Genomic DNA, 17,669 nt, shown 5'->3' with positions numbered 1-17,669 from the left:
GCCGGCTAGAACGCCTTCGACAGCGTCGACGACGACAGGCCCAGTTTGTTCAACCTTCTCGCGATGGCCCCGGGCTGTCGCTGCACGAGCAGGGAGATGTCGAAGCAGCTGAGACCCTGCTCGTGAGATACCGCGATGGTCTGCTCCTCGTCGTGTGTCCAGCGCTTGCCTGCCCGGTCGGGTGGCGGATACCAGCGGTTGCTGTCCTGGTCGAACTGGGCGCCGTCGAGCGCCATCGGGGGCTCGTAGTCGGGGTCGTATAGTCGCGGGCGACGTCGAGACCGGCCGCGTCGAGACCGACCTCGTGCTGAACCGCTGTAGGCGGGTGACGGCACGTACGGCTCGTCACCGTACGAACCGTCGTAATACTCGTCGTCGTAGGAATCACCGCTGAACCGGTAGTCGTCCATCGAGTCGTCGAACGCCCGTCGCTCGGCGGCGCACGGCGGGCAGGAACAATCCAGACCGTGTGGCCCGGCCAACGCCATTGCCCGCGGCAGGTCTTGGAAACCGCGCTCGATGCTGAAGTCGCAGCGCGGAAGACTCGAGTAGAGCCTCGAACCGTCGAAGACGATGATGCCGAGGAGGCGTGCCACCGCGAGGTCGGGATCCTCCCGCAGCCGCCGGTCGAGGTCTAACAGCCAGTCGGCCTGCGGGTCGACCTCCGTCTCGCTGGTCCACGCGAGCACGTAGTAGGCGACGTCGCGCGCCCCCTCGAGGAAGCCCGCGACGTCGTCGACGTGGTCTTCCACCCCGCCGGCCGTCAGGAGAGCCACCGGTTCGACGTACAGCAAGCGCAGATCCGCGTCGGTCGCGATGATCCATAGCCCGCGGGGGTTGTCGTTGCTCACGCTGCCGCAGAGCACCTGGAGTACGTCGATTCCGGATTCGATGATCATGACTGGAACGGTAGGCCCGCGCCGTTCACGACGGCGGGCGCGGTTGGCGAACGGTGGCACCTGGCGCAGCAGGACCGACTGTGGAGGGGAGGGTCGATCTCTGAGCCGGCGCCGGTCTCGATCAGCATGACGGGCCGCCCTACCGAGTCGTCAGTCACTGTCAAGGCCCTCGGTTCGGAAGCGGTGAAATTCCCGCCGCTTCGTATGGTGGAAGCTCGCCCTACGGAGGAGTTGCCATGACCAGAGTTGCCGTTGTCACCGGAGGGTCCGCGGGACTCGGTCGGGCAGTAGTACGCCAGCTCGCCGCCGCCGGCTGGGATGTGGCCGTGCTCGCGCGTGGCGAGGACGGCCTCGCGGGCGCCGTCGGCGACGTGGAAGCTCTCGGCCAGCGTGCCATCGGCATTTCGACGGATGTCGCGGACCGAGAAGCCGTAGAACGCGCGGCCGACCGCACGGAGGCCGAACTCGGCCGAATCGACCTCTGGGTGAACGGCGCCATGGTGGGCGTGTTCGGCGAGTTCCTCTCGACCGACCCCGCCGACTTCGAGCGCGCCACCCAGGTCAACTACTTCGGCTTCGTCAACGGCACGCGTGCCGCCCTCAGCCGCATGGTGCCGCGCAACCACGGCCACGTGATCCAGGTCGGCTCCGCCCTAGCCCACCGCGGGATCCCGCTGCAGGCCGCCTACTGCGCCTCCAAGCATGCCGTGCAGGGTTTCACCGAGTCGGTGACCACCGAGCTGATCCACAACGGCAGCGCGGTGAAGATCTCCACGGTCGACATGCCCGCGCTCAACACCATCCAGTTCAACTGGGTGAAGTCACAGCTGCCGCATCATCCGATGCCCGTCTCTCCCATCTTCGAGCCCGAGGTCGGCGCACGCGCCATCGTCGCCGTCGCCGAGAAGCCCCGCCGCCGCACCTGGGTGGGCGAGCCGACGGTCGGCACGGTGCTCGGCAACCGCTTCGCCGCCGGATTCATGGACTGGTACCTCGCGAAGAGCGGCTACGACGGCCAGCAGGCCCCCGAGAAGACCGAGGCGATGCTGCCGAGCAACCTGTACGAGCCTGTTCCCGGAGACCAGGGCGCCACCGGCATCTTCAGCGACCAGGCCCACAACGGCTCGCCGCAGGTGTGGGCGATCCGCAACCGCGGCCTCAGCTGGGGCCTCGCCGCGGCGACGGCAGGCGCGTTGGCCGCAGCGATCGCCGCGGTCGCGACGAAGAAGAAGTAGACGAAGAAGAAGTAGCGGAGGGAGAACTCGGCCGGCGCTACGCGTCGCCGTTCGAGCTCTTGCCCTCGGCGATGTAGGCCAGCCGCCGCAGCGTCTCGATGTTACGCACGTAGAGCGGCGGGTCGAGCAGCAACGATGGAATGAGCGCGCCCGGACCCTTCACCGCATCCTCGGTGATGCGCACGACGCAGCCGTGCCCGCGCGGCTTCACATCGAGCGTCACGCGCGCCTCGCCGAGCGGCCACCCCTTCGGTTGGATCACCATGCGGCGCGGCGGATCCCATTCGAGCACCGTCGTCTCGTCGTTGATCAGCGCCGGCCACACCCCGAACGAGTGCTGCAGCTTCGAGCCCACGGCCGGCCACGCGTCATCCACGTCTCGCATCCTGGATGCCCCGACCACCCAGGTCGGAAAGATCCACCCGTCGGCGAGAACGGCGAAGACCGCCTCGGGGGAGCAGTTCATGGTGCGGACGTTGACTGACATGTGATCCTTGGGGGAGTTAGGGGAGGGACGGGGCGAGGTTCGGGGCGGCGGTGACGCCGAATTCGTGGCGCAGGGCGCTGCGCGCCGCGTAGTAGCCGGGCAGCCCGTGCACGCCGGGGCCGGGAGGCGTCGACGACGAGCAGAGGTAGACGCCGGGCGCGGGGGTGCGCCACGGCTCGGGCGAGAGCACGGGGCGGGCGAGCAGCTGTGCAAAGCTCGCGCCACCCGAGGCGATATCGCCGCCCACGTAGTTGGGGTTGTAGTTCTCCATGTCGCGCGCGGTCATGCTCGAGCGGGCGAGCACGAGGTCACGGAAACCGGGCGCGAAACGCTCGATCTGCCGGGTGATCGCCTCGGTCTGGTCGAGCGTCGAGTCGTGCGGCACGTGGGTGTAGGCCCACAGCACGTGACCGCCGTCCGGCGCGCGCGTGGAGTCGGCGATCGAGGGCTGGGCGACGAGAACGAAGGGCTTTTCGCTGTGACGTCCGGCCGCGACATCCGCCTCGGCCGCTGCGATCTCGGCGCGGGACCCGCCCACGTGCAGGGTGCCGGCCCTGCGCAGATCGAGATTCGTCCACGGAACGGGGCCGGAGAGCGCGAAGTCGACCTTGGCGACGGCGCCGCCGTAGCGGAACCGTTCGACCCGGCGGCGGTACGCGTCGGGGAGGGTCGCGAGCCGCAGCATGGCTTTCGCGCTCACGTCGAGCAGCACCGCCTTCGACGACGGCAGCTCGTCGAGCGAGAAGATCTCGGTGTCGGTGACGATCTCGCCGCCGTGGGCGCGCAGGTCGTCGGCGAGCGCGTTCACGATCGACTGGCTGCCGCCGATGGGGATCGGCCAGCCGTGGGCGTGCGCGTAGGTGCCGAGCGAGAGGGCGGCACCCGCGGTCGACAGGCTCGGCATCGGCCGGATCGAGTGCGCACCCACGCCGCTCAGCATCGCCGGGGCGACGTTCTCGCGAAAGCGCAGGTTCCAGGCGGGCGAGCCCTGTTCGAGGGAGCGCAGGCCGAAGAGAGCCGCGGTGATCGGATGTCGCGGAAGCTGCAGCAACTGGGAGCCGGTGAACTGCGCCACCCGGTCGGCGTTGGCCACGAGCGGTCCCATCAGGCTTTTCCACGCCGGCCCGTCGACGCCGAGCCCGTCTGCGGTGCGCTCGAGGTCACGCCACGCAATACCCGCGCGGCCGCCGTCGAGGGGGTGCCCGTACGACACCTCGGGTACGCGTAGGTCGATGCGCTGATCGAGCCCGAACCGGCGGAAGAACCCCGAGGCGAGCGCCATCGGGTGCACCGCCGAGCACACGTCGTGCAGGAAGCCCGGCAGGGTGAGTTCGGCGGTTCGTGCGCCCCCGCCGATCGTCGGGTTGCGCTCGTAGACGATCACTTTCAGCCCGGCGCGGGCGAGGGTGACCGCGGCGGACAGCCCGTTCGGGCCGGAGCCCACGATGATGGCGTCGTAATCGGTCATGTCTTCACGCTACCGCTGGAGCGCTGGATCCTCGCCCCGGCGGCGGGGCTGGACACCTCACGGCGACCGCACTAAGGGTGCATCGCCATTAGCGCCGACGCCACTACGGGCGTACCCCCGTGAGGTAGAACGGCACGAAGGGGTCGGCAGTCTGGATCGTCACAACGAGCACTGTCGGGGTGCCCTCGAAATCGGTCATGCATGCCACCTCGGTGCCGTCCGCGAGCGACGAAGCGGGCTCGCAGTCGACGGACGTGACGTCCATGCCGCCGCCCTGCAGGTCGGCGAGAAGCCTCTCGCTCATGCCGACCTGGGTGAGTTGGTAGTCGCGCTGTTCGGTGGTGAGCGGGGCGGCGGTTTGCGCTTCGGAATCTCCGGTCGCAACCGGGCCGTTCTCGGAACGCAGCCGGTCCTGCACCGAAAGCAATACAGGCACGAGCACCGCAGCGGCCACGACGAGCAGCAGCACCTGCAGTACGACCCAGGCCAGCAGCGGCCAGATCGCTTCGCGCCCCACGCGCACCGTGCGGAGGATGAAGTAGACGAGGGGGAGCAGAATCCAGCCCCACGCTGTCGACACGTAACCGCTCTCGCGCAGAGCGGCTCCGTCTCGGCGGGCGAGGAAGATGTGGGCCACGATCGGGCCGATGAGCACCGCGTACCGCACCACGCCCCCGGGCAGGTCCTTGAGCGCGACGAGAACGATGATGCCCACGACGCCCTGAATGGCGGGCATCGCAGCCAGCAGCCAGATCCAGGCGTTGAGCGGGCTCGCGCGCAGTACTCCGAATGGTGGTTCGGAGGTGGAATGCGACACGCTCCGGGTGGCTTCGAACCCCTGCATCGGAACGTAGGCGGGCGCGATGTCGTCGAACGGCATCGGCACAGGCACACGCGCGGGTGCGGGTGCGGGTGCGGGCGCCGGCGCCGGCGCGGGCAGAGGCACAGCCATAGCCGGCCGCGGATCGTTCGTGTGCGGGGTCCACGACGTGCCGTCCCACCAGCGCTGCAGCGGCGGTCCCTGCGGATCGGGGTACCAACCGGCGGGCACCGCGGTTCCCGTGTCGATCCCGGTCGTGCTCACCATTGATCATTACTCCAATTAGTTACGTTCGTCGAACGTAGCGTGGAGCACTCGCATCGTGTAGCCCTCAACCGGGGCACACGCGAGGCTATCTCGCGAGGTAGCTCCCCACCGCGACGGCGAGACTCGCGCCGATGAGCAGCGCGAAGAGCAGCAGCCACACGGGGGAGGGCACGCCGGTGCTCTTGTAGAGCAGGTAGGCGTCGGAGGTCTGCAACTGCGCGCGCCGCGAGGTGTGCACGCCGATCACGGTCACGAGTCCACGCACGGCCCCGACGAGCAGGGCGACGCCGAGTACGAGAAGCGCGTATCCGCGCACCTCGGCGGACGCGTAGAACCAGAGCAGAGCGGCGACGCCCGCGGAGGCGAGCACCACGAGCACGCCGAACAGGTTGCGGATCACGAGCAGGGTGAGAATCAGGATGACACCGCCAACGAACAACGCGATCGCGGTATACCCGTTGAAAACGCTCCACAACAGCGCGGCTCCGACGATCGCGGGCGCCGGGTAGCCGAAGACGCCGCTGAGCACCGCGCCGAAGCCGGGCCGTCCCGAGCTCATGGCGTCGCCGGAGTGGTTTCGCCTGATCCGGATGCCGTGCACGACCCGCCCGCTGAGAATCGCGGCGATGGCGTGACCGAGTTCGTGCACGAGGGTGGCGAAGAGGCCGAACCACTGCCAGGTGAGGCGGGGCACGCTGAGGAGTGCGGCGATTGCGACGACGCCGATGAGCACGGGGGCGGAGACGTCGAGGGGAGCGGAGCGTTCGAACAGGCTGGAGAAGGTCAAAGTATCGATGACCCCAGTGTTGCAGACGACCCCGGTGCTATCGGTCGAGCGCCGAGATCACCTCGTCGGCGGTCGTCTGGTCGAAGTCGACGTACCAGCGGCCGACGGCCCAGAAATCGCGAGGGGTCGCGAGCGCGACGAACGCGTCCGCCTCGCCGGCGAGCTTCTGCTCCCAGCCGTACGGGGCGATCGGCACCGCCAGCACGACCTCGCCGGCGCCGAGCAGTCGGGCGGCCCGGCAGGCCACGGTCGCCGACGCGCCGGTCGCGACGCCATCGTCGACGATGATTGCCCGCCGCCCCGCGAGGTCGAGCGCCGGCCGGCCGCCGCGATAGCGGGCCAGGAGTCGGGCGAGCTCGATCCGCGCGGCCGCTTCGACCCGCTCGAGCTCGCCGCCGCCGAGGCGCATGTGTCGAACTGCGTCGTCGTCGACCAGTCGCACGCCGCCCTCGCCGATGGCCCCGATCGCGAATTCCGGATGTCGCGGCCCACCCAGTTTCCGTACGGCCAGCACGTCGAGCGGCGCCCCGACAACATCGGCCACCTGTCTGGCCACGGGAACGCCGCCGCGCGGCAGGCCTAAAACGACCGCACCGTCGGCCGCGTCCACCTCTCCGAGCAAAGCGCGCACCGCCTCCCCGAGCCGCCGTCCGGCGTCTACCCGATTCTCGAAGATGGCGACCATGCGGCTACCTCGTAAGCAGTGCCGAGCGTTCGGGGTGCGTGTCGAACCACTCGCCCACGTACCAGCACATGGGCACGATCCGCAGGGTGCTGGTCTTCTCAATGTCGTTCACGGCGTATTCCACGACCTCGGCGGCGAGGCCCCGGCCGCGATGGGCGGGCGAGGTGAACGCGCGGGTCAGCGAGATCGCGTGCCCGTTGCTCGAGTAATCGAGAACGGCGAGCAGTTCGTCGCCGTCGCGCAGCGCGTAGCGGTTGGCGTCGGTCTCGTTCGCGAAGGTTCTCGTCACGGTTCGAGCCTAGGACTATCCGCCCGCGACAGCTCGACCATGCACACACACCGGGAATACGCGTGACGCTCGGAACGCTGCATCCAGCATGAAGCGCATCGGATTCCTCTCTTTCGGCCACTACCAAGACGTGCCCGGATCGCTCGTGCACACCGCTCAGGACTCGCTGCTGCAGACCGTCGAGCTAGCGGTAGCGGCCGAAGAGGTCGGCGTGGACGGCGCCTACGTGCGCGTGCACCACTTCGCCCCGCAGTTGGCGTCGCCCTACCCGCTGCTCGCCGCCATGGCCGCGCGTACCTCGACGATCGAGCTCGGCACCGGCGTCATCGACATGCGCTACGAGAACCCGCTCTACATGGCCGAAGAGGCCGCCATCACCGACCTGATCAGCAACCGCCGCCTGCAGCTCGGGCTCAGCCGCGGCTCGCCCGAGACGGCCCTGCGCGGGTACGAGTCGTTCGGCTACGCACCGGCCGAGGGCGAGACGGATGCCGACCAGGCCCGCAGGCACACCGCGATCTTCCGGGCCGCGATCGATGGCGCCGGGGTCGCGCAGGCCAACCCGCAGATGACCCGCGGCATGGGTGGCGCTCTCGCGATCGAGCCGCAGTTCCCGGGGCTGAGCGAGCGCATCTGGTGGGGTTCCGGCACGCGCGCGACCGCCAAGTGGACTGCCGAGCAGGGCATGAACCTGATGAGCTCCACGCTGCTCACCGAAGACACCGGCGTGCCGTTCGACGAGCTGCAGGCGGAGCAGATCCAGATCTTCCGCGACGAGTGGAAGGAGCACGGCCACGACTTCACGCCGCGGGTCTCGGTCAGCCGCAGCATCATCCCGCTCGTCTCCGACGCCGACAGGGCCTACTTCGGCCTGCGCGGCCAGGTCGAGGGCAAAGACCAGGTCGGGCACCTCGACGGCGGGCTCGCCCGCTTCGGTCGCAGCTACATCGGAGAACCTGACGTGATTGCCGCCGAGCTGGCTCAGGATGTCGCGGTGAAGGCCGCCGACACGGTGCTGATCACCGTGCCGAATCAACTCGGAGTCGACTACAACGCCGCGCTGCTCGAGAGCATCGTCAAGTACGTGGCGCCCGCGGCCGGCTGGCGCTAACGCACGACCCGGTAGCGCAGGTAGACGAGCCCGGATTGAAAGCTGCGGTTCTCGACGAGTTCGAGGTCTGCCCGGCGCTTGTCGTGGGCGAAGTAGGGGATGCCGCCGCCGACCAACACCGGACTCACTCGCAGGGTGTACTCGTCGATGAGGCCGAGTTCGGCCGCCTCGGCGGCGAGGGTCGCGCCGCCGATCGCGATCGCGCCCTCGCCCGGCTCGGCCTTGAGCCGGGCTATCTCGTCGGCGAGACTGCCCGTCGCGAGACGAGCGTTACCCTCGACGCTCGTCAGGGTGGAGGAGAAGACCACCTTCGGCAGCGGCTTCCAGATGCCCGACCACTCGCGCATCGCGTCGTCGAGCGTCGGGTCCTGGTCGGCCGTCTCCCAGACGAGCATCGACTCGTACAGCCGACGGCCCATCAGGTGCACGCCGACCTCGCGTATCTCGTCGATGACGACGCGGGCGACTTCGTCGTCGAACGTGCCCCAGTCGAGGCTCCCGTCCGGTCCGACGACGTAGCCGTCGAGCGAGACGCCCATCGTGTAGGTGACGCGACGCATCAGAGGGCCTCCTTTGTATGGTGGCTCGATGCTACGACCGTCGGGCAGCTACTCGCGAGCCTCTTCCAACGTCTCGCCGGTGGGGTCGGCCGCGGCTTCGTCGGACAGCAGCGCACCGCCGACCGGGGTGCTCTCCCACTCGAGGAGCGTCCAGCCCTCGTCGAACGAGCCCTCCAGAATCACGATGCCGGTGTTCATGAGTTCGTGTTCGCCCACGAACTGCGGGGTGATGTTGCTCGCATTGCCCGCCACCCAGACCCGGATCGCCGCGCCGTGGCTCACGACGACGGCCGTGTCGAGGCCCGACTCCACGATCTCGGCCAGGTCGGCGTTGAAGCGGCCGAAGAAGTTGTGGCCGTCCGGTCCGCCGGGCATAGCCACGTCGAGGTCGCCGACGCCCCAGGCGAATACGGTCTCGAGGTAGGCGCGCACGGAGTCACGGTCGCTCTTGCCCTCGAGGTCGCCCGCCTCGATCTCGTGGATGCCGCCGAGGATCGTGACGGCGAGGCCGCGGTCGGCCGCGAGCGGGGCGGCGGTCAGCTGGGTGCGCACCAGGGTGGACGCAAAGATCGCGTCGATCGGCTCGGCGCGCAGCGCATCCGGAATCTTGGCAGCCTGCTCGAGTCCACGCTCGGTGAGGCCGGGTCCGGGGTGGGCGGTGTCGAGTTGTCCGAGAACGTTGGCGGGCGTCTGGCCGTGGCGGATGAGAATGAGGCGCATGATGCTTCCAGCCTAGGCGGCTTACCGACACCGGGGCGTGTGCTCAGGGCCGCCGTCGGGGGTCGCGGGTAGCCTGCGAGCATGAAGATCCTGCACACCTCCGACTGGCACATCGGGCGCACGTTCCACGGGCACTCGACGCTCGAGCACCTGCGTGTGGTGTTCGCCGCCATGGTCGCCGAGGTGCGCGAACGCGGCATCGACGTCGTGGTCGTCGCGGGCGACATCTTCGACTCGTCGATGCCCTCGGCAGACGCATTCGCCGTGCTCTCCGGCGCGCTTCGCGACCTACGCGGCGCGGGGGCGCAGGTGGTCATGACGAGCGGCAACCACGACTCGGCGACACGCCTCGGGTTCCAGAGCGAGTGGGCGACCCTCTCCGGAATCCACATCATCACGCGCCCCGACCAGCACCTCGAACCGGTGCTCATCGACGACGAGTACGGGCCGGTGGCGTTCTACGGCATCCCGTATCTCGAGCCGTCGATGTATAGAACCCGACACCCGGAACAAGACCTGCGCACGCACGAGCAGGTGCTCGGTTTCGTGATGGATCAGGTGCGGTCGGATGTCGCGGCTCGAGAGGTCCGGTCGGTAGTGCTGTCCCACTGCTTCGCCTCGGGCGTCGCAGCGTCGACCGAGGCGACCGACGTCGAGCGCGACATCACCTCGGGCGGACTCAACCTCGTGCCCGCGGCCGTGTTCGACGGCCCCGACTACGTGGCGCTCGGCCACATCCACGGCCGAGCCGTGCTGAGCGAACGGGTCCGCTACTCGGGCGCGCCCCTGCACTACTCGTTCGGCGAGGCAGACAAGCCGCGCGGCGGCTGGATCGTCGAGCTCGACGCCGGGGGAGTGGACACCGTCGAGTGGCTCGACCTGCCCGTTCCCCGCCGCCTCACAATACTCACCGGCGACCTCGACGAGCTCGTCTCGGCCGAGCGTTACGGCGACCTCGAGAGCGACTGGGTCGCCGCCGTCCTCACCGACCTGGTGCGGCCGATGGACGCCATGAGGCGGCTGCAAGACAGGTTCCCGTTCGCGGCGATGCTCGAGTACCGTCCGTCTGTCGTCGCGCAGGCCGGCTCGGCGACCTACCGCGAACGCGTCGAGAAGAAGACCGACGACCAGATCGTCGCCGGTTTCCTCGAACTCGTGCGCAACGGCGTCGGCCCCACCGACTTCGAGAAGGCGCTCATCAACGACGTGATCGCCGAGCAGGCCGCGAGGGAGACGTCGGTATGAAGATCCGCGCCCTCACCCTCGCTGGTTTCGGCCCCTACCGTCACGAGCAGCGGGTCGACTTCACCCACTTCGACGACGCCGGGCTCTTTCTCATCACGGGCAAGACCGGGGCCGGAAAGTCGAGCATCCTCGACGCCATCTGCTTCGCGTTGTACGGCAGCATTCCCCGGTTCGAAGGCACGCAGGCGCAGCTACGCAGTGACCACTGCGAGCCCGACGACCCGAGCTTCGTCGAACTGGAGTTCACCGTCGGCGGGGTCGACTACACGGTGAGGCGGGTACCCGAATACCTGCGGCCCAAGAAGAACGGCTCGGGCACCACCAAGCAGGCCCACGACGCCTCCCTCAGCCGGGCCGGCGAGGTCATTGCGGCCAAACCCGTCGACGTCGCCCACGAGCTGGCCGAGATCGTCGCGCTGACGAAAGACCAGTTCCTGCAGGTCGTGCTGCTCGCGCAGAACCGGTTCCAACAGTTTCTGCTCGCCAAGAACGACGACCGCCAGTCGGTATTGCGCACCCTCTTCGGTTCCCAACGGTTCGAGAGAATCGAACTGGCGCTCGACGAACGGCGCAAGGCCGTTCAGGCCGAGCTCGCCGCGGCCGACGGCGCCCTCGACCAGCAGGTCGAGCAGGCGGTGCGGCTGCTCGACCTCGACGAGGCCCCGGTCGCCCCCGACGCCGAGTGGTTCGCCGGCGCCCTCGCCGACCTGGCCGTTCGCCTCGTGGCGGCGACGCTCGAATCCGACACCGCCGATTCGCAGTTCGCGGTCGCCGACCTCGAACATCGCGCTCTGCTCGACCTCGCCGCCCTGCAGCAGCGGCGCAGCGCGGCGTCGTCGACGATCGCCGCCCTCGACGATGGTGCTTCGCAGGTCGCCGCCGACCGGCTCGCGCTCGACGCGGCCCGCCGCGCCGCACCGGTGGCACCCCTCATCGACGCCCGCGAGAGGGCCCTGGCCGCGCTCGAACGAGCTCTCAGCCGCAGCGCGCAGGCCCGCGCCGACTACGCTCCCCACGACGACGGCACCCCGCTCGACGCGGCCGTCGATCGGCTCGCCGCGACGCTCGGCACGCTCGCCGACGTGCTCGCCGAAGAGAAGACCCTCCCGGCGCTCGACGGCACGATCGCCGAGTTCGCGGCCGCCAGCGACGCCGTCGGCGCCGCGCTGGCCGAGGCGGTCGAACGCTCGGCCGCACTGCCCGTGCACCTCGACGAGCTCGGTCAGCGGGCGACGCGGGCCGCCACCCGTGCGGCACGAGCGGCCGACGCCGCAGACGCGGTCACCCGAACGACGACCGCTCTAGCGTTCGCGCAGCAGGCGGCAGACCTCGAGCCGCTGCTCGAGCTGCACCGGCTCGCCGAGCGCGAGGCGAGCTCCGCCCACACACGAGCTGCCGTCGAGCTCGACGAACTGCTCGAGCGTCGCCTGGGCGGGTTCGCCGGCGAGCTCGCCGAGACACTCGTCGCGGGCGAGCCCTGCGCGGTGTGCGGCTCGACGAGCCACCCGCGGCCCGCCGAGCACAACGACGCACCGGTCACGGCCGACGATATCGAGGCGGCCCGCGAACGGCTGCAGACCGCTCGCACCCGCATGGACGCCGCGCACGCGACGGCGACCGAGACGGCGTCGCGCCTCACCGACGCGCGGGCACGGGCAGACGGCCGAAACACCGACGAGCTCGAAGAGGCACTCGCCGCGGCATCCGGGACTCTGCGGCTCGCTCGGTCCGCGGAAGACGAGGTCGCCGCTGTCGACGAAGATCGCACGCGAGTGCGGGCGCAGATCGATGCGCTCGACTCCCAGATCGACGACCTGCGCGAGACCCAGCGCGCGGTCGCGACGTCGCTCACCGAAACCACCAGCCGACGCGACGCCATCCTCGCGCGCACGGCGAAGCACCGGGGCGACGCGCCGTCCGTGTCACAGCGTGTCACCGACCTCGAGACCCGCCTGGCGGCCACACGCGCCGTAATCACGGCAGAATCCGAGGCGACGAACAGAGCCCAGGCGCTCGACAGCGCGAACGAAACTCTCGCCGCGCACCTGGCCGAGCAGTCGTTCGACGGCGTCGACGCAGCTCGCGAGGCCCGACGCGAACCGGCCGAGGTGGCGCGGCTCGAGTCGCGCATCCGCACGCACGACGAGACCCGGGCCACGGCCCAGGCCACACTCGACGAGCCGGGCATCGCCGCGGCCCCCGCCGAACCGATCTCCGTCGACCCGGCCCGTGAGGCGAAGGAGGCCGCCTTCGAGGCCCGCGACCGCGCACGCGACACGACCGCGGCGCTGAGCCGGCGCGTGACGCAGTTCGAACAGCTCGTCGCCGCGGTGAACGAACAACGCGACGCCACCGCTCAACGCCGCCTCGAATTCGACCAGCTGCGGCAGCTGGCGAGCGCGGTGCGCGGCGAAGAACCGAACACGCGCCGGATGCGACTCGAGACCTACGTGCTCGCGGCACAACTCGAACAGATCGTCACGGCCGCGAACTCACGCCTGCGTACCATGAGCGCCGGCCGGTACACGCTCGAGCACGACGACGCGCTGCAGTACCGCAACACGAAATCGGGGCTGGGTCTCGCCATCCGCGACGAGCACACCGGGCGCACGAGGGCGACGCACTCGCTCTCCGGCGGTGAAACGTTCCTCGCCTCACTCGCCTTGGCGCTCGGCCTTGCCGAGGTCGTCACCAACCAGACCGGCGCGATCACCCTCGACACGCTGTTCATCGACGAGGGGTTCGGATCGCTCGACGGCGACACCCTCGAGATCGCCATGTCGACCCTCGACGGCCTGCGTGAGGGCGGGCGCACAATCGGGCTGATCAGTCACGTCGAGGCGATGAAAGAGCAGATCCCGGCGAAGCTGCGCATCACGGTCTCGGCGACCGGCGACAGCTCGATCGCCGAGAGCTACGAGGCCGGGTAGAGGGCAGCGGTAGTGACAGCACGGCTGGCAGTACCGCTGTCGTGCCGCCGCGCTCCTACGGCTGTGGCTTGCCCCGCAGCTCGATCGCGATCTGGGAGGCGTCGAGGTTGGCGAGGGCATTCGCGAGCACGTCGGCATCGAAGGTTCCGTTGTCGCGAGCGTCGAGAAGCGCCGCCCGTTGCGCTTCGAGCACCGCCAGCAGATGCGCCTGCGACTCGCGCAGATCCTGTGGCGTGGGGTCTCCCTCGGGACGCCGCAGCTCGCCGACCGAGTCAACGCTCGACTTCATGATCTCGATGATGCGGGTTCGCTCGGCGCGTTCCTGTTCGGCGACCGTCGCGGCGTCCGTCGTCGGCGTCAGCCGTCGCACGAGCGGGCCGACGGTGCCGCCCTGGATCAGCAGCGACAGTGCCGCGACGGTGAAGGCGATAAGCACGAGCACCGAACGCTGCGGCGTGTCTTCGGGCAGCGACTGCGCCGCGGCGACCGTGACCGCGCCGCGCATGCCTGCCCACACGACCACGGTGCCTTCGCGCCACCCGAGCGGCTGGCGACGGAAGTACTCGATGTCGGCGAGGCCGCGCGTCACGCGCACGGCGAAGCGTTGCAGGTCGCGTTCGCTCGGTTGCCGCCGGCTCACTTCGCCGAAGGCCTCCTGGGCTCCGTACGGCGCCGCGAATCTCTGTTGCATGTTCTGCAACCGGCCCTGCAGCTTCTCCGCGTGCCGCGACCGGCTCTTCAGCACGGCGAGCAGCGGCCCGATGTAGGCGGCCCGCACGAGGATCGTCAGCACGAGCGCTCCGACGGCGATGATCACCGCCGGCCCCACGCCCGCGTGATCGCTCTCCACGTTCGTCACGATCGACTTGATCTGGAGACCCATCGTCAGGAATACCGCTCCCTCGAGAACGAGCTCGACGGTGCGCCAGTTCTGGGTGTCGGAGAGCCTGTTCTGCGGTGAGAGATCGCGTGGCGCCAGGATGCCGGTGACCAGTCCCGCGACGACCGCCGCGACGAGCCCCGACGCGCCGAGAAGCTCGGCGGGCACGGCCGCGAGAAACGGCACGGTGAACGAGATGACGGTGTTCACGGTCGAGTCGGTCACGCGCTTGCGCACCTGCAGGTTGACCCATCCGACGAGCCCTCCGATCAGCGCGGCGATCGCGACCGAGTAGGCGAAGGTGCCGATCGCGCCCCAGAAGGAGAAGGATGCCGCGGCCGCCACGATAGCGGTGCGCAGCAGCACGAGCGCCGTCGCGTCGTTGAGCAGGCTCTCCCCGTCGAGTATCGCGACCACTCGCTTCGACACCGGCGTGCGCTTGATGATCGATGTCGCCACGGCATCGGTCGGGCTGACGATCGCACCGAGGGCGACGCCCCAGGCGAACCCGAGCCCGGGAATGGCCACCATAAAGAACACACCGAGCAGCAGCGCGCTGCCGACGACCAGCAGCACGGATAGGCCGCTGATCGCGCCGAACTCACGACGGAAGTTCATGGCCGGCATCGACACGGCCGAGGAGTAGAGCAGGGGAGGGAGGATCCCCGCGAGGATCCACTCCGGTTCGATGTAGACCGATGCGAAGACGGGCAGGAAGCTGGCCGCCACCCCGATCGTCACGAGCACCAGGGGAGCCGCGATACCGATGCGCGGGGCGACGACGGTCGCCGCCGCGATGGCCACGAGGGCGACGACGATCACAACGAGGAATTCGGTCATGCGCTCACCCTAGGGGATTAGTTCGAACATTGACAGTTAGAACTCTAATGGTTATCGTTCCGAGCATGGACGATCACACACCACCCCTCACCACCAGCCTCGAACTCGTGCGCTGGATCGCGTGGGCGCAGATGAAGGCGGGGGAGGAGTGGGTCAGGGAGCGCGAGCTCAGCCACGCGCAGAGCTTCGTTCTCGGCTATCTGGTGAAGAACCCCGGCTCGATCCAGCGCGACATCGCCGCGGTCTCCCGCACGAGCGCGGCGAGCGTCTCGAGCCTCCTGCAGGGGCTCGAACGGCGCGGCCTGGTCGAACGCCGCACCGACACGGGCAACGATCGCGTCAAGCGCGTGTTCGCCACCCCCACGGGCGTCGAGCTCATCGACGGTTTTGCCGCCGCCATAGCCGCTGCCGATGACACCATCCTCGCCCCGCTCGACGCCAACGAGCGCGCCGCTCTCCACGCCCTCCTCACGAAGGTGACCGCGCAGCTGCCACAGCCGACGCGCTCCTAGCGAGCGCAAGACCTCTACCGCGCATTGGGCGCATTGTGTACAGTGTCCACAACCGGGGGATCGACGAAGGGACAGCGCGTGAATTTCATCGAAGCTACAGGTCTGACCAAGACGTATTCGCCGAAGAACGCCAACCCGGTGCACGCACTGGACGGCCTCGACCTCGGCGTTCCGCGCGGTACGGTCACCGCGTTGCTCGGGCCGAACGGCGCGGGCAAGACCACCGCGGTGAAGGTGCTCACCACCCTCATCCGGCCCGATTCGGGCAGCGCGACCATCGGGGGAGTCGACGTGCTCCGCTATCCGGAACGCATCAGGCCGAACATCGGTGTCTCGGGACAGTACGCCGCGGTCGACGAGAACCTCACCGGCTTCGAAAACCTCGACATGGTCGGGCGGCTGTACCACCTGGGCGCCAAACAATCGCGCACGCGAGCCAAGGAGCTCATCGACCTGTTCGACCTCACCGAGGCGCAGAACCGGCCGGTGAAGGGGTTCTCGGGCGGCATGCGTCGGCGCATCGACCTCGCGGGTGCCCTCGTCACCAGGCCGGAGGTGCTCTTCCTCGACGAACCGACCACGGGCCTCGACCCGCGCAGCCGCCTCAGCATGTGGGACATCATCGGTTCGCTCGTCGGCGAGGGCACCACCGTGCTTCTCACCACCCAGTATCTGGAGGAGGCCGACCAGCTCGCCGACAACATCTCGGTGATCGACTTCGGCAGGGTCATCGCTCGGGGCACCTCCGACGAGCTGAAGGCCTCCAGCGGTGGCCAGCGGGTGGAGGTGAACCTCGTCTCCGACGCCGACAGCCAGCGGGCTCTCGAGGTGCTGCGGCGGTTCGGCAGCGCCGACCCCACGGCGTCCGACGACGGGCGGGCGCTCACGGTGAGCGCCGACGACGGTCCGGCAGCCCTGCAACGCATTCTGGCCGAGCTCGCCGAGCTCGACGTTCGGCTCTACGACGCGGGTATGCGACGGCCCACCCTCGACGAGGTCTTCCTCAGGCTCACCGGCCACGTCGCATCCGAAGACCAAGACGACACGACAGAGCACCGGCAGGCGAAGGAGAAGGTCGCATGACCGCGACGGCAACGACGACGACCACGCAGCGCCAGCCCGACCGGTCGCGGTCGATCGCGCACTGGTTCTCCGACGGCTGGATCACGACCAGGCGCAACCTCATCAAGATCAAGCGGGTGCCCGACATCCTGGTGTTCACGACGCTGCAGCCGATCATGTTCGTGCTGCTGTTCACCTACGTGTACGCGGGCGTCATCGACATTCCGGGCAGCACCTACACCGAGTTCATCATGGCCGGCATCTTCGCGCAGACCGTGGTGTTCGGCTCGACCTACTCGGGGTCGGCGATGGCGCAAGACCTCAAAGACGGCATCATCGACAGGTTCCGCACCCTGCCGATGAGCCCCTCCGCCGTGCTGATCGGGCGTACGAATGGCGACCTGCTGATCAACGCGATCTCGATGACGGTGATGATGATCACCGGATTCGTGGTCGGCTGGCGCATTCGCTCGAGCTTCTTCGAGGCGTTCGCCGCCGTAGCGCTGCTGCTGCTCTTCGCCTACGCGCTCTCCTGGGTGCTCGCGTACGTGGGCATGACCGTGCGCAGCCCCGAGGTGATCAACAACGTCTCGTTCCTCATCCTGTTCCCGCTGACGTTCATCTCGAACGCCTTCGTGCCGAGCGACACCCTGCCGGCGCCGCTGCAGTTCATCGCCGAGATCAACCCCGTCTCGGCGCTCGTGCAGGCCGCACGCAACCTGTTCGGCAACACGCCGCCCGGCACGCCCGAACCCGAGGTGTGGACGCTGCAGAATCCCGAGCTGACGGTGCTGATCGGCATTGCGGTCATGCTCGTGATCTTCGTGCCGCTCGCGGTGCGCAAGTTCGACAAGGTGAGCACCCGGTAACGT

17 protein-coding genes are annotated in these 17,669 nt (G+C 69.0%); 7 read left to right on the top strand and 10 right to left on the bottom strand.

What is annotated here, in order from left to right; all coding sequences use genetic code 11:
• Positions 1-5: 5 nt before the first annotated feature.
• Positions 6-899: a hypothetical protein gene (locus ACLQ6X_RS14530; RefSeq protein ID WP_411700870.1), complete on the bottom strand. Its 894-nt coding sequence runs from the start codon at positions 897-899 to the stop codon at positions 6-8.
• Between the two features lie 236 nt (positions 900-1,135).
• Between ACLQ6X_RS14530 and ACLQ6X_RS14525 the strand changes: the two genes are divergently transcribed.
• Complete coding sequence (locus ACLQ6X_RS14525; protein WP_411700869.1) at positions 1,136-2,134, top strand: SDR family oxidoreductase; 999 nt, start codon at positions 1,136-1,138, stop codon at positions 2,132-2,134.
• A gap of 37 nt (positions 2,135-2,171) precedes the next feature.
• Here the strand turns inward: ACLQ6X_RS14525 and ACLQ6X_RS14520 are convergent, their stop codons facing one another.
• From ACLQ6X_RS14520 to ACLQ6X_RS14495, 6 genes are all read right to left on the bottom strand, one after another.
• Positions 2,172-2,621: an SRPBCC family protein gene (locus tag ACLQ6X_RS14520; RefSeq protein ID WP_411700868.1), complete on the bottom strand. Its 450-nt coding sequence runs from the start codon at positions 2,619-2,621 to the stop codon at positions 2,172-2,174.
• Positions 2,622-2,637: 16 nt separating this feature from the next.
• Positions 2,638-4,089, bottom strand: a complete 1,452-nt coding sequence (locus tag ACLQ6X_RS14515; RefSeq protein ID WP_411700867.1) for a phytoene desaturase family protein — start codon at positions 4,087-4,089, stop codon at positions 2,638-2,640.
• A 103-nt stretch (positions 4,090-4,192) separates the two neighbouring features.
• Entirely contained in the window at positions 4,193-5,173 is a 981-nt protein-coding gene (locus ACLQ6X_RS14510; protein ID WP_411700866.1) for a DUF2510 domain-containing protein, read from the bottom strand.
• 88 nt (positions 5,174-5,261) lie between these two features.
• Positions 5,262-5,963, bottom strand: a complete 702-nt coding sequence (locus ACLQ6X_RS14505; RefSeq protein ID WP_411700865.1) for a M50 family metallopeptidase — start codon at positions 5,961-5,963, stop codon at positions 5,262-5,264.
• A 37-nt stretch (positions 5,964-6,000) separates the two neighbouring features.
• Entirely contained in the window at positions 6,001-6,648 is a 648-nt protein-coding gene (locus ACLQ6X_RS14500) for a phosphoribosyltransferase (RefSeq protein WP_411700864.1), read from the bottom strand.
• A 4-nt stretch (positions 6,649-6,652) separates the two neighbouring features.
• Positions 6,653-6,937: a GNAT family N-acetyltransferase gene (locus ACLQ6X_RS14495; RefSeq protein ID WP_411700863.1), complete on the bottom strand. Its 285-nt coding sequence runs from the start codon at positions 6,935-6,937 to the stop codon at positions 6,653-6,655.
• 88 nt (positions 6,938-7,025) lie between these two features.
• Between ACLQ6X_RS14495 and ACLQ6X_RS14490 the strand changes: the two genes are divergently transcribed.
• Positions 7,026-8,048, top strand: coding sequence for an LLM class flavin-dependent oxidoreductase (locus ACLQ6X_RS14490; protein WP_411700862.1), 1,023 nt, complete (start codon positions 7,026-7,028; stop codon positions 8,046-8,048).
• Here the strand turns inward: ACLQ6X_RS14490 and ACLQ6X_RS14485 are convergent.
• Entirely contained in the window at positions 8,045-8,608 is a 564-nt protein-coding gene (locus ACLQ6X_RS14485; RefSeq protein WP_411700861.1) for a dihydrofolate reductase family protein, read from the bottom strand. The genes ACLQ6X_RS14490 and ACLQ6X_RS14485 overlap by 4 nt on opposite strands.
• Before the next feature lie 48 nt (positions 8,609-8,656).
• Positions 8,657-9,328: a histidine phosphatase family protein gene (locus tag ACLQ6X_RS14480; protein WP_411700860.1), complete on the bottom strand. Its 672-nt coding sequence runs from the start codon at positions 9,326-9,328 to the stop codon at positions 8,657-8,659.
• A gap of 81 nt (positions 9,329-9,409) precedes the next feature.
• On the opposite strand from ACLQ6X_RS14480, the gene ACLQ6X_RS14475 reads away from it, so the two are divergent.
• Complete coding sequence (locus ACLQ6X_RS14475) at positions 9,410-10,573, top strand: exonuclease SbcCD subunit D (protein WP_411700859.1); 1,164 nt, start codon at positions 9,410-9,412, stop codon at positions 10,571-10,573.
• A complete protein-coding gene (locus tag ACLQ6X_RS14470; RefSeq protein ID WP_411700858.1) occupies positions 10,570-13,503 on the top strand; it encodes an AAA family ATPase in 2,934 nt (977 codons plus the stop codon). Before ACLQ6X_RS14475 ends, ACLQ6X_RS14470 begins: the two co-directional genes overlap by 4 nt.
• 55 nt (positions 13,504-13,558) lie before the next feature.
• Here the strand turns inward: ACLQ6X_RS14470 and ACLQ6X_RS14465 are convergent, their stop codons facing one another.
• On the bottom strand, positions 13,559-15,223 hold the full coding sequence (locus tag ACLQ6X_RS14465; protein ID WP_411700857.1) for a cation:proton antiporter: 1,665 nt from the start codon (positions 15,221-15,223) through the stop codon (positions 13,559-13,561).
• A 65-nt stretch (positions 15,224-15,288) separates the two neighbouring features.
• On the opposite strand from ACLQ6X_RS14465, the gene ACLQ6X_RS14460 reads away from it, so the two are divergent.
• The 3 genes from ACLQ6X_RS14460 to ACLQ6X_RS14450 all read left to right on the top strand — a co-directional run bounded on the left by ACLQ6X_RS14460 (position 15,289) and on the right by ACLQ6X_RS14450 (position 17,666).
• Positions 15,289-15,735, top strand: a complete 447-nt coding sequence (locus tag ACLQ6X_RS14460) for a MarR family winged helix-turn-helix transcriptional regulator (RefSeq protein ID WP_411700856.1) — start codon at positions 15,289-15,291, stop codon at positions 15,733-15,735.
• 78 nt (positions 15,736-15,813) lie between these two features.
• Positions 15,814-16,818 carry an ATP-binding cassette domain-containing protein gene (locus ACLQ6X_RS14455; protein ID WP_411700855.1) on the top strand — a complete coding sequence of 335 codons (1,005 nt, stop codon included), beginning with the start codon at positions 15,814-15,816 and terminating at the stop codon, positions 16,816-16,818.
• On the top strand, positions 16,815-17,666 hold the full coding sequence (locus tag ACLQ6X_RS14450) for an ABC transporter permease (protein ID WP_411700854.1): 852 nt from the start codon (positions 16,815-16,817) through the stop codon (positions 17,664-17,666). The genes ACLQ6X_RS14455 and ACLQ6X_RS14450 overlap by 4 nt, the downstream gene beginning before the upstream one ends.
• Positions 17,667-17,669: the final 3 nt, after the last annotated feature.

Source organism: Conyzicola sp., assembly GCF_046714715.1.
Classification (GTDB): Bacteria; Actinomycetota; Actinomycetes; order Actinomycetales; family Microbacteriaceae; genus Conyzicola.
Note: the sequence above shows the minus strand (reverse complement) of the source record. Positions and strands in the feature narration are given on the sequence as shown.